Raw genomic sequence first — 21,080 nt, 5'->3', positions numbered from 1 at the left:
CGCGAGTACGGGCGAAAATAACACGCGGTTTCGGTTATACTTGAAAAGTTAGCACAGGCTATTGACAGTTTCAGCCGGTTAGCGTATATTAACCTTTGGAAAAGCGGCGTGTTTTTGAAGCGCGCTTTCGAACAGGAAAGTTATGATGCCTTTATCGATGTGTGCAATCGGCGAACAATGTACGGTAAAAAAAGTCGGCGGTACGGCCGAAGTCAGACAGCGTCTCAACGAAATCGGCTTCAATGTCGGTACTCCGATAACCGTCGTTTCTACGACAAACGGGAATATTATCGTACAGGTAAAAGAATCCCGAATTGCATTGGATCGCGCGATGGCCAACCGCATTATGGTGTGAGCGCGGATCTTTTTACGGTGTGTTTTATTACGGCCGTTAAACGGTCAAGGAGATCATAATGAAAACATTGCGGGATGTTACCGTAGGCGAAACGGTAACGGTCAAAAGGTTGGACGGAGAAGGCGCATTAAAACGCCGCCTCATGGACATGGGTTTTACCAACGGATGCAGCGTGTATATCCGTAAAGTTGCGCCGCTCGGCGATCCGGTTGAAGTGACGATCAGAGGATACGAGTTGAGCGTCCGAAAAGACGATGCGGATTGCATCGAAGTGGAATAAGCGCGTGCAGGCGCAGTGTGCGAAGCGCACCTATTTGTATTGAAAAGATAAAAAACGTTGGTAGCTTGTGGAGGAACTATGGCAACAATTAAAATTGCGCTTGCAGGAAACCCGAACTGCGGCAAAACGACTATGTTCAATTCGCTGACGGGGGCGAATCAGTATGTCGGTAACTGGCCGGGAGTAACGGTAGAAAAAAAAGAAGGCCGAATGAAAGGCGAAAGCGATATTATCGTTACGGACTTACCCGGTATTTATTCGCTTTCTCCGTATACGCCCGAAGAAGTCGTAAGCCGCGATTATCTTGCGGGAAACGATCCTGCGGCGGTTTTGAATCTTGTAGATTCGACGAACATCGAGAGAAACTTATATTTAACTACGCAAATTCTTGAGCTCGGCAAGCCCGTCGTCATTGCGCTGAATATGATCGACGTGCTGAAAAAATCGGGCGATAAAATCGATACGGAAAAACTCAGCGAAGCGCTCGGCTGTAAGATAATCGAAACGTCTGCGCTGAAAGGTACGGGCGTAAAAGAAGCCGCCCGCGCTGCGGCGGAAGCTGCGCGCAACTCGAAAACGGTTATGCCCAAAAAGTGTTTTTCCGCAAACGTCGAACAGGCGATTTCAAAAATGGAAGCGCTTGTTCCCGCAGATATTTCTGCAGAACTCAAACGCTGGTATGCGATCAAACTGATCGAGCGCGATAGAGTTGTGCTGGAGCGTCTGCATCTTTCGGCGGGAGACGCCGCAAAAGCGGAAGAGATCACAAAAGCCCTTGAAGCGGAGTACGACGACGATTCCGAATCGCTTATTACAAACGAACGCTACGAATACATCACGAAGATGCTGAAAGGCTGTTTGAAAAAATCGGGCAATAAACTGACGACATCCGATAAAATCGATAAGATTGTGACGAACCGCTGGCTCGGCATTCCGATTTTCCTTGCCGTCATGTGGGTTATTTATTATATTTCGGTAACGACGGTCGGCACGTGGATGACGGACTGGACGAACGATTCGTTTGTTGCGGGTATTCAGGATATCGTTTCCGGCTGGATGGAAGGCGCGGGTGCGAACGAAGTGCTCACCGACTGCGTCGTCAACGGTTTGATCGGCGGCGTCGGTACGATTCTCGGCTTTGTGCCGCAGATGGCAGTTTTGTTTTTGCTGCTTTCAGTCGTTGAAGATATCGGCTATATGGTGCGCATCGCTTTCGTCATGGACCGCGTGTTCAGACACTTCGGCCTTTCGGGGAAAAGCTTTATTCCGCTGCTCATCTCTTCGGGCTGCGGCGTTCCCGGTATTATGGCGTCGAAGACGATCGAAAATGATAACGACCGTCGCTTGACGATTATGACGACGACGTGGGTGCCCTGCGGTGCAAAGCTTCCCGTCATCGCGCTCATGGGTGCGGTTATGGTGCAGCACGTATCGGGTATGAGTGCCGCGTGGCTTGCGCCGGCTATGTATGCGACGGGCGTTGCGTGCGTACTCATCGCGGCGATTATGCTGAAAAAGACAAAGCCCTTCCACGGGGATGCGGCTCCCTTTGTTATGGAACTGCCGCAGTATCATATTCCTCAAGTGAAGACGGTGCTGCTCCATACGTGGGAACGTTTGAAAGGCTTTATGATCAAAGCGGGAACCGTACTTTTCCTCATGTGCTTGGTTATGTGGTTCCTGTCGAGTTACGGTTTCGGTGAAGAAGGTTTCGGCCTTGTCGATCCTGCGGAGTCCATGCTTGCGGCGGTCGGCAATGCGCTCCGCTGGATATTCATACCGCTCGGCTTCGGAGGCGAAGTGGGCGGTTGGCAGTCCGCGGCTTCGGCCATTTCGGGTTTCGTTGCAAAAGAAGGTATCGTCAGTACGATGGGCGTTCTCGCAAATGTCGCTGAAGACAGCGTTGAAGAAGCCGACGCGGTTGCAAGCGCAGTCGCGACGTGGTTCCCGACGCTTCCCGCCGCCATATCGTACCTCGTGTTCAACCTGCTCGACTCTCCTTGTATTGCGGCCATTTCGACGATGGCGCAAAACCTGCAGAGCCGGAAGTGGTTTTGGTTTGCGGTTTTGTTCCAAAACGTATTCGCCTACGTTATCGCGCTGTGCGTGTACCAGTACGGTATGCTTTTTATGACGGGAGCTTTCGGAGTCGGAACGGTATTCGCGATCTTCTTTACGCTCGTCATCCTTGTTATGCTGTTCCGCCCGGATCCGTATAAAAAGCAGGAACGCATGATGAGAGGGCGCGCGGTCGCCGCATAAAGTGTCGGCGGATATCGATCGGAAAGAAAACGGACGCAGTTAAAACGGCGTTTTATAAAAATGATCGGTTGCGGCGTTTGCATTGCGGACGCCGCGGCTTTCGGAACGGATGGTTTTGCGGGTTTTACGGCATGCAAAATTGTCCCGGGTAAAACGGGCGCTTGCCGGCGGTTTACGGAGGTTGGTATGATTGCAAATATTATTGCCGTGCTTTGTATCGCCGTGTGGGGATTTTTCGCGGTACGCGCCGTTGTAAAAACTCACCGCGAGGCGAAACTGACCGGCAATCCCGGCTGTCTCGGATGTACGGGCTGGTGTTCGTCAAAAGGCGGCTGTCATGAATTTTCGCACGCGGAAAAGTTTTTGGACGAGCGCTCGAAAAAATAGCGTATGAGTTTTGATGAAGCCGTTATACATTGCGGGGCGCCCGCACTGTGCGGCATAAAACCGTCGTGTCTTTTTTCCATACGGAAAGAAGTGTATGACGAAAGCAAATATAAATTGCGTGAGTGGCACAGCGCTTTTGCCGGAGATAAAAAATATATCGTCGCCGTGCCTCGCCGCAATGCGCCGGTACTGTTTTTTGTATACGATAAAAATCTGCTCGAACGGCAGTGCGGCGATTGCTGTATACGGCGGTATTTGAAAGAAAAAGGCTATCCCGTAGAAGCGGGATTCCAAGCGATGCTTTCGGAACTGCTGCACCGGCTTGCAGGAGAAAAATCGTTTCCGCATGAAGTCGGCGTCTTTCTCGGTTATCCGCTTGAAGATGTCGTGCTCTTTGAAAAAAGAGCCGGCGGAAATTGCCGGTATGCGGGTTTTTGGAAAGTGTACGGAGACGTGCATGCCGCACGAAAGCAAATGGAGCGGTATAAAATATGCAGCGCAGGCTGCCGTGAATTGTTAAAAAAGGGATTATCGGTACCACTTGCAGCAAAACGATATGCAAAGCGGTGCGTTGAATAATAATTATTTTTTATGGAGGCATAAAATGAAAAAAGCGATCGTATATGCAAGTACGACGGGAAATACGGAAGCGATGGCTCAGGCGATCGCAAAAGGTGCGCAGGGTTCCGGCGCGACCGTTATAATGAAAAAAGCCGACGAAGCTGATGCGGCGGAAGTTTTAGGCGCCGACGTCATTATCTTAGGCAGCCCTGCGATGGGTGCGGAAGTTCTTGAAGACAGCATGGAAGATTTCTTTACGTCCATCGAAGGCAGTCTCGCCGGAAAAAAAGTTGCGCTCTTCGGTTCGTACGATTGGGGCGACGGTCAGTGGCTTCGCGATTGGGCGGACCGCGTCAAAAATGCGGGCGGCACGATGGTAAACGGCGAAGGTCTCATGGCTCACCTTGAGCCGGATGCGGATGCCGTAAAAGCGTGCGAAGATCTCGGCGCAAGCGCATAACAAAATTGCGTGCCGGTTTGCGTGCGTATGATGCGCAGACAGGTACCCGCTTCGATACGACGAATCGGAGCGGATGGAAAACGGCGCCGGCCGATTCGAATGAGGTCGGCACGGTTTTAACATAGGTTCTTCTGCGTGCAGGAGGGTTGTCAATTCTCTTGTACGGGACATAGCTACAAAGTAAAAGTTTCCAGCTTTTCACAGGGCCTGCTGCGTACGCCACAAGCGCACAGGTCCTGTTTTTTTGAAAACCCATCATAAAAATCCGCAGGAGGTTTGCTATGGCGGTAAATATAATTATCATTTTAATAATCGCAGTCGGAGTCGTATTCGGCGTGCGTTCTGTTTTGCAAAGCGCTTCGGGAAAGAGCTGCTGTTCGGGAGGCGATTCCATCGTAAAAATAGAACCTTCCGATACCGATCGTTCTCATTATCCGTATCGTGCCGAAGCGGCGGTGGAAGGCATGACGTGTAAAAACTGCGCCGCGCGCGTTACGAATGCGCTCAACAGTCTCGACGGCGTATGGGCGGCCGTAAATCTCAAAAAAAATTCGGTGTCCGTTTTGCTGAAGGAAAAAGGCGGCGAAGCTGCCCTCGTCGAAGCGGTTTCAAAAGCCGGCTATACGATGAAAAACGTGCGGATAACGGCGGTGTGATAGGAGCCGCTCGCGATTTTTTCGCAAACGAACATTGTGCAAAATCGCGGTCTGGAAAAATTCAAAAAAGAATGTTACAATCATTCTATGAAAAACACACGAAAATTGTATCTCGCCCTTGTCGTTTGGGCGTGCGCGTTTGTTTCGGCTTACACGCAGACTATTTTGGAAAGCGCCGTTTTGGAAAAAGTGCAGGCGGCTGTATTTGAAGTCGTTGTCGAAAAACCGGCGGAGGGAAATCTCACATACGAAAAAAAACTTCCGCTCGAGCGTATTCCGTTTGCAATCCGTAACGACGCATACTTGCCGATCGGTACGGCATTTTTGATGAGCGACGGAAAATTTTATTCCGCAGCGCACGTATTTTCGCTGTACAAAGAAACGTTGTACACGAATTATTTTTTGCGCGGTAAAGACGGTAAAACGTGGAAGATCACATCGGTTACGAAATTTGCAACCGACCGCGATTTTATCTGTTTCGATGCGGAAAATTTTACCGCCGATAAAAACGCAGGTCTTTCCGTCGCGCCGGATGCCGCGCTGAACTCGGCGGTGTTTTCTGTCGGCAACGCGCTCGGTGAAGGCATCGTCATCAGAAACGGCGTGCTTACGAGCCGTACGCCCGAACAGGAAAACGGTGCGTGGCAGTGGCTCCGCTTTTCGGCTGCCGCAAGTCCGGGAAATTCCGGAGGTCCGCTTGTTACCGAAAAAGGCGATGTACTCGGTATCATCGCCATGAAAAGCCAAAATGAAAACTTGAACTATGCGCTGCCTTTTGCGGAAACGAAAAACGTCGCCGACAACACGGGTGTCGTGCATATCCCCTTTTACTATCGGCTCCCGACGATTTTGACGGAACGCTTTTATCATGTTTTCGACGAAAAGTTTTCGCTGCCGCAAAACCTCGGATCGCTCCGCGAGGAGATCACGTCGCATAACAGAAAAAACACCGATAAACTCGTACACGATTTGAGTGAACGCTTTGCTCCCGATGCGAAAGAAGGTTTTGCCCGCGCAGCGGGCTTTGCGGAAATGCTTTCGAATTCGTATATGGCAAATTTTCCCTATACGATGTATCTGTCGGAAGCGGGCAAATGGGATTACATGAAGCCGAAAGATATTGCGACGCATCAGCTCGGCGATAACGGTTTTGTCAATTTCGGCGCGATGCTCGGCTATACGTTCGCGTATGTCGTAAAGCCCGAATCGATCGCACTGAAAGACCTTGTCACCTCTCCGAAAACATATATCGATTATATCCTTTCCGCAAGCAAAATCACGCGGAACGTCGCCGGCGAAAAAATAGCAATCACTTCTCTCGGCGATCCGTGCAAATCCGACCGGCATATCGACCGTTTCGGCCGCACGTGGCTTGTCAACTATTGGGAGCTTCCGTTCGTCGATTATATGGCGATCGCATACGCGCTTCCGATGCCCGACGGCGTTTACGTCATGCTCAAGTTCGATTCGTACGGCGACGTTTTAAACGGACATCGGCAGGATATGGCGTTCGTCGCCGATTATGCGTACCCGTCGTATTCGGCGGAATTGAAAAATTGGAAAGAATACCTTGCGCTTTCGGAAACCGAAGCGGGAAAACGGGATCCCGTTGTCGAATCGATTTCGCTCGACTATTCCAAAAAGCATATCGCTCTTAAAACCGCCACGTATTCCGTCGATCTGCCGTCTTCTCTTTTGGCGGCGTCCGACGACACGACGTTCGCTCTTTCGATCGGCTATGCATTCAAAGACGGAAAAATCATGCAGGAAGAAAGAACGCTCAGTTTGTCTACGAATAAGCGTGCGGAAAATTATCGCTTTTTGTTTATTTCCAAACAACCCAAGCCCGATGCAAGTGCGCTGAAAACTACGACGGAAAGCTGGGAGCAAAAGCGCGACGGTATTGCGCCGTATGACGGAAAACCCTACGACAGCGAACAATACACGTTTATCGATAAAATTATCTATCCGAAAGGCGTCGGCTATAAAACCAGAAGCGCTGCGGACTGCGTGTATATCCTCGGAGGAGGATTGGGCGGACAGGGGAAAAAGAGCGAAGCGCTGCGCTTTATTGCGGCGGCGGAAAAGAGCGTCCGTTTGCGCTAAAACCTCGCTATGTAAAACGTGCCGATTTATTCGTGCGGAGGATTTAATACCCCGATGCCGCTTGAAGCTTCGCTTCGAGGCTGCGTCGGGGTTGTTGATTCGAATTCGGATAGATCGGCATTGCTTGAACCTTTCCAATACCGATCATCCCTTGTTATGCTCGGATGCCGCCGGTGCGATTCAAAATAATATTCGGTTGATTGATTGAAATATAATAATCAGTTTACATGTGGAGGCTGCAGGATGAAAAAAGCCGATTCTGAAAAAATCATACCTTTTATTCTTTCCGTAACGGTTTTTCATGTTATCACTTATTTTATTGCCGGAATTATTGCATCAAGCGTTTTTAATTATAAACGATTTATTGTACCGTTGACGGCAATTTTTATTTGTGCAATGACAGGAACCGATAAAATTATTTTAAAACATTTTGTTTTATATGCGGTATCCGCTTTATCGATTTTGATCTATGGAAAAATAATTTTAGGTTCCGCTGAATTATTATATGCTCTATCCGCGCTGATATTACCGGTAATAATTTCATTTTTATTAATGAATCGAAAAAGAAAAACCGGCGATGTTTTGAAAACACAATCCGACACCGACTGACTTATCAACAGGGTAATTCTCGCTGCAGGGTAAGCGAGTGTTGGATGAATAAGGCAGGGTACTTGAGTTGGAAATGAAAAAAAATGAAGATAAAAAAATAGAACCAATAGCGTTGATAATTTTAATTGTGAATACGATTCTTTTACTTCCTTGCTTTTCAGTATCGATTATAAACTGTTTTGGAAATGTTTCAAATATAAATAATATATGGACAGCTGTTATCGGTATTATTCTTATAATTCCCGGAATGTTGTTTTATTTTGCACAATGTTTTTATTTGCCGGAAATATTATTTGGGATTTCAATTATAATGCAAATTATTAGTTTGGTTTTGTCCGTAAAAAATAAAACAATAAAAAGACCCACTATTTTTATTTATGTATTATCGGATGTTATTTGTTGTATTGCATTCATATCAATAGAAAGCGTATTTAATACTATGTTAGGTGTATAAATATAAACTTATGCCAAGTAAAACAAAGAGAAAAATGAAAACAAAAATTACGCTTTTAATTGCTCTCTTTTTTATGTTATTACCGATTGTATTATCTTGTGCTGATGATAAAAAAGACGATCAAAATTTTTCACTTTTATATTTATTTCAAAAGGGATATTCCGATAATAAAACGTTTTCGATATTTAATGACAATCAAATGCTTGCCGAACTTGAAAATTTAAAGAATCGAAACATTTTGGAAATTCATTTTGACAGAGAACATTTGGATTCCGTTTTATTTGCCGAGAAAGCGGAAAATGTATATCGAATAATTCGACTGAACTATATTACAAATGAAGAAAAGATTTTATTCGATTTTGAAAAAGAGATTTACCGATTCCGCACTTTTACGGAGGATTCATTCTTCTGGTGCGAAAGATGCGAAAAAAATAGAGAACCGCATATTTTATATGAATATAATTCCAAAACAAAAAAAATTAATAAACTTTTTGAAGTGGAAGATATTCTTGACAAACACGGAGAACGGTACGAAAGCAGATTTATTACCGCTGTGCAGGCAGATGATAATACGGTTTACTTTTATATGGACGGAGGATTTGTCGGTGATTCGGGAAGTTTTGTAATTGACCGTTCAACAGGTGATGTTCGAAAGAATGAAATTGATATCGGCTGGTCTTATCCCTGCAGTCGTTATAAAAATAAAATAATAAGGGAGGGTTCATCCGTTACACAAACAGAGAATATGAAATATTTTAGGAGCGACAGCGGAAGCTGTGTGATAACGGATTTAAATACATTCGAAGATATTCAATGTACGTTTAAGCAAAGATACGAGCGAATGGCCGGACCTTTAGTGCTTCTATCTGATGATTATTTTCTGGTACCGCTTTGTATCAGTCCTTTTAAAGATTCCTTGCGCAATGGACTGTTTGGTAAGAATTGGACTGTTTGTTATAGAGTATTTGATATTAAGAAAAATAAAACTGTATTTAATGGAATCGGAACGGAAACCGATATAATGCGTCTTGTGGATGCAGTGTTAATAAATTAAATCACCAGACACCGTTTTTAAAGCCGGCAAATCCGGTAAGCCGGTTTGCGATTTGAAATAATGTTGTGTGGACTGCCCTTCGGGTAGCTTCACACTTTCGTTAATTTTTATTATAGAAAAAATAAAAGAAAACTATAATAAAAGCTTGCAAATTAGTATCAATTAGGTGTATATTTATATCAAATAGGTGTATATATGAACCAGTCAGCATTTAGTGTTAGGATGGATAGTCAGTTAAAGTATGAATTTTCTCTCATTTGTGAAGATTTTGGTATGTCTGTTTCTACCGCAATTACTTTATTTGCAAAAGCTGTTGTGCGTGAACATAGAATTCCATTTGAAATAAAAAGTGATTTACCGAATGGTCTTACACGACAAGCAATCGAGCTTGCTGAAAATGGAAAGGAATTGCATGGTCCTTTTTCAACTATTTCGGATTTGAGAGCTTCATTAGATGCTTGATCTTGTATACACAACGCAATTCAAAAAGGATTATAAACTTGCGCAGAAGCGTGATGTTGATATTGATGAACTTTTCAAAGTAATCGGTATGCTTCAAAAGCAAGAACCGCTGCCGGAAGAAAAACGAGACCATTTCTTAGTTGGAAATTATAAAGGTTATAGGGAATGCCATGTTCGTCCTGATTTGCTTTTAATTTATAAGATAAAGGAAAAAGAATTGGAATTACTTCTTTTTAGGACAGGAACACATTCCGATTTGTATTAAAATTGCCTGACACCGTTTCCAAAGCCGACAAACGTGACTGTGCCCGTTTGCGGTTTAAAATAAGGTTAAGCTGACAGCGAAGCTCAAAAGCCTTTAAGCTTTTTCGCTTTTGAGCCGGCCCCGTTTTTTTTGTTATCCGGTTATATTCGGAATGCGAAATATTTTCCGTACCGCTCTTTTAAGGAGCACTTTACCGGTCGTTCGCCATTTTATAAATTTCGAACATATCGGCTTCATACAAAACTTTCGCCGAGCCACGCTTTCCTCCCGTCGCGAGACTGCATTTGTGTGCCAGCGTTTTCATCTGTTCTTCGGAAAGACTGATGCCGAGCTCTTTGAGGCTTGTCGGCATTTTAATTTTGCGGAAAAATTTTTCCATCGCTTGAATACCGCGCAGCGCGATTTCTTCCGGCGTACCGTCGGCGATCCCCATGACATTGACGGCGAACTTATGGAAGCGCGGAAGGCAATCTTTATACACATAGCGCGCCCAGCTTCCCCAAATCGCCGCGAGTCCTGCGCCGTGAGCAACGTCGAACATACCGCTCAATTCGTGTTCGATTGCGTGTGAGGCCCAATCGCCGCCGTGTTGTGCTCCGCAGCCCGTGAGCCCGTTATGCGAAAGGCTTCCCGCCCACATGATTTCCGCGCGTGCATCGTAATTTTGCGGTTCTTCGCACAGGATCTGCGCATTTACCATAACGGTGCGCATGAGCGCTTCGGCGATGCTGTCGGTGATTTCCATGTTGCCGCCGTTTGTAAAATAGCGTTCCATCGTATGCATGAGGATATCGGTGCAGCCGCACGCCGTTTGATAATCGGGGAGCGTCATCGTCAATTCGGGATTCATCACCGCAAATTTCGGCCGGCAAAAATCCGTATTGCAGCCGCGTTTTATCTGTCCCTCTTCTTTGGTGATAACGGTGCTGTTGCTCATTTCGCTGCCGGTTGCGGCGATGGTCAAAACGACGCCGATCGGCATGCACGCTTCCGGCAGCCGCGTGTGTTCATAGAAATCCCACACGTCGCCTTCGTTTGCGACTCCGTAGCCGATCGCTTTCGCCGAATCGATAACGCTGCCGCCTCCGACTGCAAGGATAAAATCGACGTTTTCTTTTTTAACAAGATCGATACCTTGATATACGAGCGAGAGACGAGGGTTCGGCACGACGCCGCCGAGTTCTATATACGAAATCTTTGCTTCGTCGAGCGATTTCTTTACGCGGTCAAGGAGTCCCGACTTTTGTACGCTTCCGCTTCCGTAATGGATGAGCACTTTTTTGCACTTCTGTTCGGCGACGAGCGAACCGATTTGTGTTTCCGTTTCTTTTCCGAAAACGACTTTCGTCGGCGTAAAATATGTAAAATTGAACATACGACCTCCCATGCATTCAAAGTAAGAACACTGTGATTTCAATGCTTCCAGTATATAGCGATTGGGCTGCGCGCGCAAGAAGGCGCATTGCATCATGTTAAATCTAACCGAAAAAAAAGCCGTTCCTCACGTAAAAATCTAACCCAAATCTGAGTCACAATAGAAGCCCGAAGGAAGGGCACCATGGGGTTAGATATGAAAACGAAAAAGAAATTGACCGAAGAAACGGCAAAACGCTACTGTACGGCAAACAAGAAGCGCAAGACGAAAATCATCGACGAGTTCACCGCAACCACCGGCTACAACCGAAAATACGCCATCCACATCCTCAAAAACAGCGCACGCATAAAAATAACACACTTCAACAACGTCGAAAGAAAGAGTGTACAGATCATCAAAAAGCCTCGTAAAAAGCGGCACTATGAAAAATACTACGGTCAAGATGTGCAGCGTGAAGTTATTCGACTGTGGCTATTTTCGATGTACCTGTGTGCAAAACGGCTCGTACCCTTTATCCGCGACAATATCGATTACCTTGCCCTCAAGTTCGGCTATACTGAACAACTGAAAACAAAACTTGCTCACATATCAAGCGCAACGGTCTCAAGGATACTCAAGCCGGAAATCCCCAAGCATTCCATCCGCGGTATTGCAACGACACGACCGGCAAAGAATCTCAATAAACTCATTCCGATCCGCACCTTCTTCGATTGGGACGAACGAAAACCGGGCTTTTTCGAAGCCGATACGGTCGCTCATTGCGGTACAACTACGGAAGGACAGTATATTTGTACCCTGACACTCACCGACGTTCATTCAGGATGGACGGAAAATCGTGCGCTTTTGAATAAAGCTCATCGGTGGGTCAAAGAAGCGACAGAGGACGTGAAAATACACTTACCCTTTGCTATGAAAGGCATTGACAGCGATAACGGACGTGAGTTCAAAAATATACAGCTTTTGCAGTGGTGTGAACTAAATCATATTACGTTCACCCGAAGCCGGTCGTACAAAAAAAATGACAACTGTTTTGTTGAACAGAAAAACGACAGCGTGGTAAGGCGTATTGTCGGCTACTATCGATTTGAGGGAGAAGCTGCCTGTGTTGTCTTAGCAGAACTGTATGAAAGTTATAATAAGCTCGTTAATTTCTTTTTTCCCTCGATGAAGATTATTGCAAAGCAACGAATAGACGCAAAGGTCATAAAGAAATATGATGCGGCTAAGACTCCCTACCGAAGGCTTATGGAAAGTAAGGAGGTAAGCAAGGCGGTAAAAGCTGAGCTTTTCAGGAGAAAGAACAGATTGGATTTACAACAGCTGCTTGACAAGACACAACTCTTGCAGCGTAAGCTTATCGCTATGGCGGTGCAACGGTCATAGCTACGGTTAGATTTTTACTTGAGGAACCGAAATCGTTTCGGTTAGATTTTTACGTGAGGAAATACGGAAGGTTTTACGATTCCATACCGTATTAAGATTGAAAAATTCGGCACTCCGTAACGGTGTTTCGTTCGGCGGCCGATCCGCGATTATTGCTCCGACCGAATGTTCATGCTATACTCGTGCTATGACCAACGAAAAAATTGATATGTGTCCGTGCGGTTCAGGCAAAAAATATGCCGACTGCTGCGAACCTGTTGTTACCGGCAAAACAAAAGCCGCTACGGCGGAAGCGCTTATGCGCGCGCGGTACACGGCATACGTCGTACATGAAATCGACTTTATCGTAAATACGTGTAAAGACGGCGAAGGACGCGGGGACATAGACCGCAAAGCAACGGAGGATTGGAGTAATCAGTCCGTATGGCACGGTTTGAAAATTCTGCGTACCGAAAAAGGTGCGGCGGGGGACACCGAAGGCATCGTCGAATTCGAAGCCGATTATACGCGTCACGGACTGCGCGACAAGCATCATGAAACCGCAGCGTTTGAAAAAGCGGACGGCGAATGGCTGTATACGACGGGCAATCTCAAAACGACGACGATACGCCGCGAAGGCAAAAAAATCGGGCGGAACGATCCTTGTCCCTGCGGCAGCGGAAAAAAATACAAACAATGCTGCGGGCGGTAAGCGGAGTTTCGGTGTCCGCCTTTTGTACTTTTTGCAAAACGGCGTACGGCTGCAGGAAGCGCGGATACGGAAAATACGGTGCGGCGGTACGATATGGCTGAAAGAATCGTTACGGGATTTCATGCAATCGAAGAGCGCATACGGAGTGATTCGCGCGGAAGCGGCCGGATGCGCATCCTCTGGAGTAAAGCGGGGCCGCGCGCGAAAAAAATCATCGCGCTTGCAAAGCAGGAAGGCATTCCTTGCGAACAAGCGGACGATGCAGTACTCGATTCCCTTGCCGCGCGTCTCTCCGAAACCGCGCGCGATCACCGCGGCATCGTGCTCTGCATTTCGGGAGAATCGGAGGACGTACACAATATCGTCGATTTTGACGAATGGCTCGCATCTTTGCCGTCCGATTATGACGCTTCACCGGATCAAAGCGGCGTTTTACAAGACGACGTGCGGCAAAATACATACTCGACGGTACTCATTCTCGATTCGGTGACCGATCCCCACAACGTCGGAGCGATTATCCGAAGCTGCGATCAGTTCGGTACTTCTCTCGTTATCTTACCGCAGGCTAGAAGTGCAAACGACATAGCACACAACGAAGTGATTGCCCGCTCAAGCGCGGGAGCCGCCGCGTGGGTTCCCGTGAGCGTCGTACCGAATGCGGTGCGCGCGGTTCAGCGATTGAAAGAGGCCGGCTTTTGGGTATACGGCGCAGATGCCGGCGGAGAGGCGCTCGGTTCCGTCGACTTTGCACGGAGAACGGTCATCGTCATGGGGAGTGAAGGAAAAGGCATTTCGCCGCTTCTTGCAAAAAACTGCGATGCGGTCGTATCCATTCCGACCTGCGGAAAAATCGACAGCTTGAACGTATCCGTCGCCGCGGGCATTCTGCTGTATGAGCGATACCGGCGTTTTACTAGGTAACAATGCATGCAAAAACGGCGACAGCGGAAAACATGTTACACAATCGGCTTGGTATGAAATATGAGATAATCTATCATTCCGCTTTTTTTTAAAGTTACGAACAACAATCTTTCGGTTGCTTTATCGAGCCATACATAATTTGAGCCGAGCTGATCGACAAATTTATATGCACGATTCAATTCCTGTATCCATGAAGCAGTATCGGTAAACGGTGAAAAACCCATCGCGCCGTTTGAACATATTTTCGCGTAGCCATACGGAAGTTTTAATAAAATACCGTCTGCGGTAAGAAAGTCGTTTTTCGGAAGTACGCTTTTTAGGATATATAAAGTACCGTTTGTGTTTTTCAGCAGTCCGTAATAATCGTGAGCATGGATCCATGCTTCCGTAAAAATAAAAAATAATAAAATTATTAAAAGCGAAATGCCGATTGTGCCGACGATAGTTTTATGCTTTCTTTTTTTTAACATCTTTGTTTTGCAGACATAAAAAAACGAGCCGCATCGAGCAGCCCGTTTTTGCATACGTAACGCCGTTATTTGTCTCCGATTCTGAAGCCGATTCCGACATAAGGTCTGATCGTCAAATACGTTACCTTTTGCTTTTCGACGAATTCGTAAAAGTCATACGAAACGTTGATTCCGCCGACCAGTGCAGCCGATTCGCCGAGTCCGATCTGTACGCTGCCGGTCGTACCGACGCCGATCATTGCGGATTTAAAGTCGATCGGGAATTTTGCATTTGCACCGACTCCGAGCTGGATGACAAGGATATTGCCGAGAGGGATGCGGAATGCGGGTCCGAGGTTGAAATCGAGTATGCCCCACGTGTTGAATAATTTGTTTTTCGGGAAAATAAGTGCGGCGTTTCCCCATAAGCCGGTAAATCCCGACGTATAACTGAAAAACGTTACGTCCGGACCGAAGCTGTAATCTTTGTTGTCGATGCTGTTTCTGATAGCTTCTTTTTTGAATTCTTTGATGTCCGTCCAATACGACAGTTCCGCCGTTCCTCCGAGCGACAATGTCGTTTCGACTGCGGATAATCCTGAAATAGCGATCCCCGCAGCGAGGATTGCTGCAATAATCAATTTTTTCATTTTATACCCCCCGGCAATAATTTTTTATGAACGGCTGCCTCTGCAACCGGTTCAAACGATTATTGCCTGTATTTGCATGATTATGCTGCTGTATATTATAGCATATTTTTCCAATTAATTCAAATCTGCGCATTGCATCACGTTAAATCTAACCGAAAAAAAAGCCGTTCCTCACGTAAAAATCTAACCCAAATCTGAGTCACAATAGAAGCCCGAAGGAAGGGCACCATGGGGTTAGATATGAAAACGAAAAAGAAATTGACCGAAGAAACGGCAAAACGCTACTGTACGGCAAACAAGAAGCGCAAGACGAAAATCATCGACGAGTTCACCGCAACCACCGGCTACAACCGAAAATACGCCATCCACATCCTCAAAAACAGCGCACGCATAAAAATAACACACTTCAACAACGTCGAAAGAAAGAGTGTACAGATCATCAAAAAGCCTCGTAAAAAGCGGCACTATGAAAAATACTACGGTCAAGATGTGCAGCGTGAAGTTATTCGACTGTGGCTATTTTCGATGTACCTGTGTGCAAAACGGCTCGTACCCTTTATCCGCGACAATATCGATTACCTTGCCCTCAAGTTCGGCTATACTGAACAACTGAAAACAAAACTTGCTCACATATCAAGCGCAACGGTCTCAAGGATACTCAAGCCGGAAATCCCCAAGCATTCCATCCGCGGTATTGCAACGACACGACCGGCAAAGAATCTCAATAAACTCATTCCGATCCGCACCTTCTTCGATTGGGACGAACGAAAACCGGGCTTTTTCGAAGCCGATACGGTCGCTCATTGCGGTACAACTACGGAAGGACAGTATATTTGTACCCTGACACTCACCGACGTTCATTCAGGATGGACGGAAAATCGTGCGCTTTTGAATAAAGCTCATCGGTGGGTCAAAGAAGCGACAGAGGACGTGAAAATACACTTACCCTTTGCTATGAAAGGCATTGACAGCGATAACGGACGTGAGTTCAAAAATATACAGCTTTTGCAGTGGTGTGAACTAAATCATATTACGTTCACCCGAAGCCGGTCGTACAAAAAAAATGACAACTGTTTTGTTGAACAGAAAAACGACAGCGTGGTAAGGCGTATTGTCGGCTACTATCGATTTGAGGGAGAAGCTGCCTGTGTTGTCTTAGCAGAACTGTATGAAAGTTATAATAAGCTCGTTAATTTCTTTTTTCCCTCGATGAAGATTATTGCAAAGCAACGAATAGACGCAAAGGTCATAAAGAAATATGATGCGGCTAAGACTCCCTACCGAAGGCTTATGGAAAGTAAGGAGGTAAGCAAGGCGGTAAAAGCTGAGCTTTTCAGGAGAAAGAACAGATTGGATTTACAACAGCTGCTTGACAAGACACAACTCTTGCAGCGTAAGCTTATCGCTATGGCGGTGCAACGGTCATAGCTACGGTTAGATTTTTACTTGAGGAACCGAAATCGTTTCGGTTAGATTTTTACGTGAGGAAATACGATCTGCGCAACGATGACAGGCGCTTTTATGCGAGCGCGCATTGCGTCTCCTCGCGATACGGCATATCGCCTGCCGGCGTGTGTCGGGCGATTTTCTTTCGCTGCGCTTCCGAATCCGTATTTTTTGTTTTCTTCAAACCCTCCTCTATCCGTTCAGGCTGTTCGCGATCAATTCGGGATGATATTCGAAATGCATATTGTCCCAAATCGGCCACTTACCGCCCCAGATAAATCCTTCCGATTCGAACGCTTCGATTACGCCGGCAGGCGGCATCCAGCGTTTTTCGAGCGGCAGCGTCATCCATCCGTCGGGATCGATGTCGCGCCGCCATGCCCAATAGATATTTTTTTGTCCCCAGCCCCGCGGCAGCACATCGAGGGCAATGCCGTAGCTGTGGAACGAACGCGACGCGCGGTCTCCGATTTCCCGCCAGTTGTAGCTGTCCACGCGCGCCAATTCATCGATGAAGCGCTGCACGGCGGCATCGGTTTTCGCGCGCTCCCGGATTTTATTTTCGACGCGTGCAAGCGGTGCAAAAATCCGTTCGTGCGCATTGGTATATTTTCCGAGAAACGACACGCGCTTTATGTGCGTTTCGGTCGATTGCCGTGTCGCACAGTCATAGACCGCATTGAAAAAATAAGGCGACGTGCCGGCTTGTTTTGCGCGGTTTTCCGCCGAAGAAAAATTACGCAGGCGGCGTACATCCTCTTCGGTAAATTTTGCCGGGTCGGGTACTTCTTTTGCGTAGGGGTAGAAGAGAGGCCAATAAGATTCGTGTTCGGCGAGTTTATCCGCAGGAAGCATTTTACCGTCCGCCCAATACAATGCCGTCGTTTTTCGTTCCGTGCCGCGGTTTTGTACGATATCGATTTTAAAATCGGCAAGCGCGGCATCGTATATTGCCGTAAATACGATATCGGGATACGTGCGCCGGAGGATATCGAGTTCTTTCGGTTCGGGCGGGGCGGCGAAAAAAGATGCGGTAAAAAATAAAAGTGCGAGCGTCGCCGCAGCCGGTTTAAAAAAACGTTTTACGGTATGCATCGGTACTCCCAAAAAACGCGCAGATAAAATACGCTGCAATAACATAAAAGATATAACGGCGGTAAGTTACGCAAGTCCGGTATTGTTTCGATAAACGTTTTGTTATATTGTAGAATAATGCGGATTTTACATTGTTTGAAATCCGCCGCTGCGCTTTGTTATGTGCGGGCGTGATTGCGTGAGGTGCGATTATGACTGCTTTGCCGGGATTTTACAGTACGCTTTTTACGATCGCGCTTCCGATTGTATTGCAGAATTTTCTTCAAACCTTCGTCAATATGCTCGACACCGTTATGGTCGGCAGGCTCGGTGCGGCCGAAATCGTAGCGGTCGGTCTCGGCAATCAGATTTTTTTTATACTCAATATGATGCTTTTCGGTATTTCAAGCGGCGGCGCTATCTTTATCGCGCAGTATTGGGGTAAAAAAGATATCGCAGGAATCCGCCGGACGCTGGGCATTACGCTTATGCTTTCGTTCGCTCTTTCGCTTGTGTTTACCGCCGCCGCGCTTTTTTTCCCGCGTGAATTGATTTCGTTGTATTCTTCGGATGAACGGGTGATCGACCTCGGCGGCGCTTACTTGCGCCGGATCGCATTGAGTTATCCCATGCTTTCGCTGAGCTTTGCATTTCAGCTGGCTTTCCGTGCAACCGAGCACGTCATCCTTCCGACGGTGAGTACCGCCGTTTCATTTTTCATCAATGCCGTTTTCAATTATCTTTTGATCTTCGGAGCTTCCGTTTCCGTATTCGGCTCCGTGCTGACCGTACCGGCAATGGGAGTGGAGGGAGCCGCGATCGCGACGCTTGTTTCCCGATTCGTGGAGCTCGCGATTACGGCCGGTTGGGCATATCGGAAAAAATATGAAGCGTGCGGCAGTTTTTCCGAATTCTTTTCGTTCAACGGCGATTTTCTTGGACGCTTCGTCAAAATCGCACTGCCGGTCATTATAAACGAAACGTTGTGGAGTTTAGGTATTACGGCGGAAAACTCGATTTTTTCGCACGCGGGTACCGATGCGATTGCGGCATTCAATATAACCGGAACAATTTCGCAGCTGACGTGGGTGTTTTTTATCGGTGTCGGAAACGGTGCGGGGGTTATCATCGGCAAAAAAATCGGTGAAGGAGCCGAGTCGGAAGCGCGGCTGTACGCAAACAGATTCGCATGGTTTATGCCCGCGATGGGCGTCATTATCGGTTCGCTGCTTTTTCCGCTTTCATTCGCTCTTCCCTCTTTATTCAATGTCGGCCCGTACATCATTCGGCAGGCGAGGCTTATGCTTCGCATCCTCATGTGCGTCTACCCGGCAAATGCGTTCAATATGTTTTTCATCGTAGGTATGTGCCGATCGGGCGGCGATACCGTTTACGCCGCAGTCAACGACAGCGTGTGGATGTGGTTCGTCGCGATTCCGGCAGCATGCATTGCAGCTTTTGTGCTGCATGCCGAGCCGTGTATTATCTATGTCTGTTTGCAGATCGAACAGATTTTAAAAGCGTGTGCAGGCTTCGTCCGCGTGCGTAACGGCAAATGGCTGCACAACGTTACGCGATAAATTCATTAATTATTAATTTTAATATAAATGAGAAAATAAAAATGACGATTCGACAGGCCGAACAAAAAGATTTTTCCGACATACTGCGCATTTATTCCCTTGCGCGCGAATATATGACGGCGCACGGGAATCCGACTCAGTGGGGGAAATCCTTTCCGCCGGAAAATTTAATAAAGGATGATATCCATAAAAAACACAATTATGTCGTCGAAGCGGACGGCGGCGTACACGGAGTGTTTGCATTTATCCCGGGCGACGATCCGACATACGCGCGAATCGAAGGCGCATGGATGAGCGATGCGCCGTACGGCACGATTCACCGCATTGCAAGCGACGGTACGGTCAAAGGTGTTTTTGCCGCTGCGATCGAGTTTTGTAAAGCACGCATTTCTCACATCAGGATCGATACGCATGCCGACAACAAAACGATGCGGTGCGCGATCGAAAAAGCGGGATTTGAAGAATGCGGCATAATCCGTGTCGCCGACGGTACTCCGCGCATCGCCTATGAGCTCATTGCGGAAAAAGATATGCGCTGAAAAATTTTGCGAAAATTACGGTAAAATTGCTCAACGAGGGAAACGGCGCTATCGTACTATCCGCTCGACTCCCGCACGATCATCGAGGGGGAGTACACGGTATCGGTGCGGACATTCTTTTGCGAGATGATGTCGAGGAGTTTTTCGGCAGCGGTTTTTCCGAGCCGAAACGCGTTTTGCGAAACGGTCGTCAGCGCGACTTTACACAGTTTTGCGAGTTTTATGTCGTCGTAGCCGATAACGGAAACCTGTTCGGGAACGCGTATGCCGCTTTCGATCAGTTTGTGCAGTGTTCCGATTGCGACGTTGTCATTCGTGATAAAGAGCGCGGTTTTTACCGAATCGATACGGTTCTTTTTTATTAAGATCGGAACGAGATTTTCTCCGTCTTCAAATGTACTTACGTGTTCATAACGGACGACGCGCTTGGCTTTGAGTACGGCGAGGCAGCCGTTTACTCTGTCCGTAATCGTTTGATGTTCGAAGCCCGATACGACGATGTACTGCTGTACACCGAGAGTATTCATATATTCGCCGGCAAGTTTTCCGCCTGCGAAATTATCGGATGCGACGTAGGGGCATCGGCGCGAATCGGGAATGCAGTTGAATACGACGAGCGGTATCTTCGCTTTCAGCAGCATATTGATGCTCTTGCTCGAACTCGAAAGCGGGGCGAGCAGCACGCCGTCCGCACGCTTGCTGATGAGCGAGCGTATCTGCGCGTTTTCTTTTTCGTCGATCCACTGCGACGAATGGATTTCGAGCGAATATCCGTTTGCCGAAAGCACACGGTCGACACCTTCGAGGATTTCGACGAAAAAGAAATTTGCCATTTCGTTGATGACGATGCCGACTGTCTTTGTAGGAGTGCCGCTGAGGTTTTGCGCAATCGTGCTGGGTACATAATTTTTTTTGCGAATGACGCGCTGTACTTTTTCTCTCGTTTCCGGCTTGACGATAGACGGATTCGTCATAACGCGGGACACGGTCGACTTCGATACGCCTGCCATGTGAGCGACATCGTTGATGGTGATCATAGGATTATTATCAACCGTATTTTG

The 21,080-nt window shown here is 47.2% G+C and carries 24 protein-coding genes; 19 read left to right on the top strand and 5 right to left on the bottom strand.

Going from position 1 to position 21,080, the window contains the following annotated elements; all coding sequences use genetic code 11:
* The first annotated feature begins 145 nt into the window (after window positions 1–145).
* The 13 genes from H9I35_RS06180 to H9I35_RS06120 all read left to right on the top strand — a co-directional run bounded on the left by H9I35_RS06180 (window position 146) and on the right by H9I35_RS06120 (window position 9,911).
* Window positions 146–355 carry a FeoA family protein gene (locus tag H9I35_RS06180; RefSeq protein WP_252722741.1) on the top strand — a complete coding sequence of 70 codons (210 nt, stop codon included), beginning with the start codon at window positions 146–148 and terminating at the stop codon, window positions 353–355.
* 58 nt (window positions 356–413) lie between these two features.
* On the top strand, window positions 414–635 hold the full coding sequence (locus H9I35_RS06175) for a FeoA family protein (protein ID WP_021331113.1): 222 nt from the start codon (window positions 414–416) through the stop codon (window positions 633–635).
* A gap of 78 nt (window positions 636–713) precedes the next feature.
* Window positions 714–2,897: a ferrous iron transport protein B gene (gene feoB / locus H9I35_RS06170; RefSeq protein ID WP_187420682.1), complete on the top strand. Its 2,184-nt coding sequence runs from the start codon at window positions 714–716 to the stop codon at window positions 2,895–2,897.
* 186 nt (window positions 2,898–3,083) lie between these two features.
* Window positions 3,084–3,284 carry a FeoB-associated Cys-rich membrane protein gene (locus tag H9I35_RS06165; RefSeq protein ID WP_187420681.1) on the top strand — a complete coding sequence of 67 codons (201 nt, stop codon included), beginning with the start codon at window positions 3,084–3,086 and terminating at the stop codon, window positions 3,282–3,284.
* A gap of 3 nt (window positions 3,285–3,287) precedes the next feature.
* The gene (locus H9I35_RS06160; protein ID WP_187420680.1) at window positions 3,288–3,863 is read left to right on the top strand and encodes a DUF3793 family protein; all 576 of its coding nucleotides are present in this window, start codon (window positions 3,288–3,290) and stop codon (window positions 3,861–3,863) included.
* Window positions 3,864–3,888: 25 nt separating this feature from the next.
* The gene (locus H9I35_RS06155; protein ID WP_016522068.1) at window positions 3,889–4,305 is read left to right on the top strand and encodes a flavodoxin; all 417 of its coding nucleotides are present in this window, start codon (window positions 3,889–3,891) and stop codon (window positions 4,303–4,305) included.
* Between the two features lie 281 nt (window positions 4,306–4,586).
* Complete coding sequence (locus tag H9I35_RS06150; RefSeq protein ID WP_187420679.1) at window positions 4,587–4,961, top strand: heavy-metal-associated domain-containing protein; 375 nt, start codon at window positions 4,587–4,589, stop codon at window positions 4,959–4,961.
* Window positions 4,962–5,048: 87 nt separating this feature from the next.
* Window positions 5,049–7,067 carry a S1 family peptidase gene (locus H9I35_RS06145; protein ID WP_187420678.1) on the top strand — a complete coding sequence of 673 codons (2,019 nt, stop codon included), beginning with the start codon at window positions 5,049–5,051 and terminating at the stop codon, window positions 7,065–7,067.
* 243 nt (window positions 7,068–7,310) lie between these two features.
* Window positions 7,311–7,676: a hypothetical protein gene (locus H9I35_RS06140; RefSeq protein ID WP_187420677.1), complete on the top strand. Its 366-nt coding sequence runs from the start codon at window positions 7,311–7,313 to the stop codon at window positions 7,674–7,676.
* Window positions 7,677–7,749: 73 nt separating this feature from the next.
* Window positions 7,750–8,130, top strand: coding sequence for a hypothetical protein (locus tag H9I35_RS06135; RefSeq protein ID WP_187420676.1), 381 nt, complete (start codon window positions 7,750–7,752; stop codon window positions 8,128–8,130).
* Window positions 8,131–8,140: 10 nt separating this feature from the next.
* Window positions 8,141–9,184 carry a hypothetical protein gene (locus H9I35_RS06130; protein ID WP_187420675.1) on the top strand — a complete coding sequence of 348 codons (1,044 nt, stop codon included), beginning with the start codon at window positions 8,141–8,143 and terminating at the stop codon, window positions 9,182–9,184.
* A gap of 195 nt (window positions 9,185–9,379) precedes the next feature.
* Window positions 9,380–9,646 carry a type II toxin-antitoxin system RelB/DinJ family antitoxin gene (locus tag H9I35_RS06125; RefSeq protein WP_187420674.1) on the top strand — a complete coding sequence of 89 codons (267 nt, stop codon included), beginning with the start codon at window positions 9,380–9,382 and terminating at the stop codon, window positions 9,644–9,646.
* On the top strand, window positions 9,639–9,911 hold the full coding sequence (locus H9I35_RS06120) for a type II toxin-antitoxin system YafQ family toxin (protein ID WP_187420673.1): 273 nt from the start codon (window positions 9,639–9,641) through the stop codon (window positions 9,909–9,911). Before H9I35_RS06125 ends, H9I35_RS06120 begins: the two co-directional genes overlap by 8 nt.
* 190 nt (window positions 9,912–10,101) lie before the next feature.
* Here the strand turns inward: H9I35_RS06120 and H9I35_RS06115 are convergent, their stop codons facing one another.
* On the bottom strand, window positions 10,102–11,286 hold the full coding sequence (locus tag H9I35_RS06115; protein WP_187420672.1) for an iron-containing alcohol dehydrogenase: 1,185 nt from the start codon (window positions 11,284–11,286) through the stop codon (window positions 10,102–10,104).
* A 183-nt stretch (window positions 11,287–11,469) separates the two neighbouring features.
* On the opposite strand from H9I35_RS06115, the gene H9I35_RS06110 reads away from it, so the two are divergent.
* From H9I35_RS06110 to rlmB, 3 genes are all read left to right on the top strand, one after another.
* Window positions 11,470–12,669 (top strand): integrase catalytic domain-containing protein, encoded by a 1,200-nt coding sequence (locus H9I35_RS06110; RefSeq protein WP_187418950.1) that lies wholly within the window; start codon window positions 11,470–11,472, stop codon window positions 12,667–12,669.
* 187 nt (window positions 12,670–12,856) lie between these two features.
* Window positions 12,857–13,360 carry a YchJ family protein gene (locus tag H9I35_RS06105; protein WP_016522056.1) on the top strand — a complete coding sequence of 168 codons (504 nt, stop codon included), beginning with the start codon at window positions 12,857–12,859 and terminating at the stop codon, window positions 13,358–13,360.
* Window positions 13,361–13,453: 93 nt separating this feature from the next.
* Entirely contained in the window at window positions 13,454–14,281 is an 828-nt protein-coding gene (gene rlmB, locus H9I35_RS06100) for a 23S rRNA (guanosine(2251)-2'-O)-methyltransferase RlmB (RefSeq protein WP_187420671.1), read from the top strand.
* A gap of 35 nt (window positions 14,282–14,316) precedes the next feature.
* Here the strand turns inward: rlmB and H9I35_RS06095 are convergent, their stop codons facing one another.
* Both H9I35_RS06095 and H9I35_RS06090 read right to left on the bottom strand, forming a co-directional pair.
* Window positions 14,317–14,751 (bottom strand): hypothetical protein, encoded by a 435-nt coding sequence (locus H9I35_RS06095; protein ID WP_187420670.1) that lies wholly within the window; start codon window positions 14,749–14,751, stop codon window positions 14,317–14,319.
* Between the two features lie 65 nt (window positions 14,752–14,816).
* A complete protein-coding gene (locus tag H9I35_RS06090; protein ID WP_187420669.1) occupies window positions 14,817–15,380 on the bottom strand; it encodes a hypothetical protein in 564 nt (187 codons plus the stop codon).
* A 228-nt stretch (window positions 15,381–15,608) separates the two neighbouring features.
* Between H9I35_RS06090 and H9I35_RS06085 the strand changes: the two genes are divergently transcribed.
* A complete protein-coding gene (locus H9I35_RS06085; RefSeq protein ID WP_187418950.1) occupies window positions 15,609–16,808 on the top strand; it encodes an integrase catalytic domain-containing protein in 1,200 nt (399 codons plus the stop codon).
* A gap of 210 nt (window positions 16,809–17,018) precedes the next feature.
* On the opposite strand, the gene H9I35_RS06080 is transcribed toward H9I35_RS06085, so the two are convergent.
* Complete coding sequence (locus H9I35_RS06080; protein WP_187420668.1) at window positions 17,019–17,921, bottom strand: M15 family metallopeptidase; 903 nt, start codon at window positions 17,919–17,921, stop codon at window positions 17,019–17,021.
* Between the two features lie 191 nt (window positions 17,922–18,112).
* Here H9I35_RS06080 and H9I35_RS06075 point away from each other — a divergent pair, with 191 nt between their 5' ends.
* Both H9I35_RS06075 and H9I35_RS06070 read left to right on the top strand, forming a co-directional pair.
* Window positions 18,113–19,480, top strand: a complete 1,368-nt coding sequence (locus H9I35_RS06075; RefSeq protein WP_187420667.1) for an MATE family efflux transporter — start codon at window positions 18,113–18,115, stop codon at window positions 19,478–19,480.
* A gap of 41 nt (window positions 19,481–19,521) precedes the next feature.
* On the top strand, window positions 19,522–20,019 hold the full coding sequence (locus tag H9I35_RS06070; protein ID WP_187420666.1) for a GNAT family N-acetyltransferase: 498 nt from the start codon (window positions 19,522–19,524) through the stop codon (window positions 20,017–20,019).
* Between the two features lie 56 nt (window positions 20,020–20,075).
* On the opposite strand, the gene H9I35_RS06065 is transcribed toward H9I35_RS06070, so the two are convergent.
* Window positions 20,076–21,056: a LacI family DNA-binding transcriptional regulator gene (locus tag H9I35_RS06065; protein WP_187420665.1), complete on the bottom strand. Its 981-nt coding sequence runs from the start codon at window positions 21,054–21,056 to the stop codon at window positions 20,076–20,078.
* Window positions 21,057–21,080: the final 24 nt, after the last annotated feature.

It is taken from the genome of Treponema sp. Marseille-Q4132 (assembly GCF_014334835.1).
Lineage (GTDB): Bacteria > Spirochaetota > Spirochaetia > Treponematales > Treponemataceae > Treponema_D > Treponema_D paredis.
This window is presented reverse-complemented; position numbering and strand designations above follow the sequence as displayed.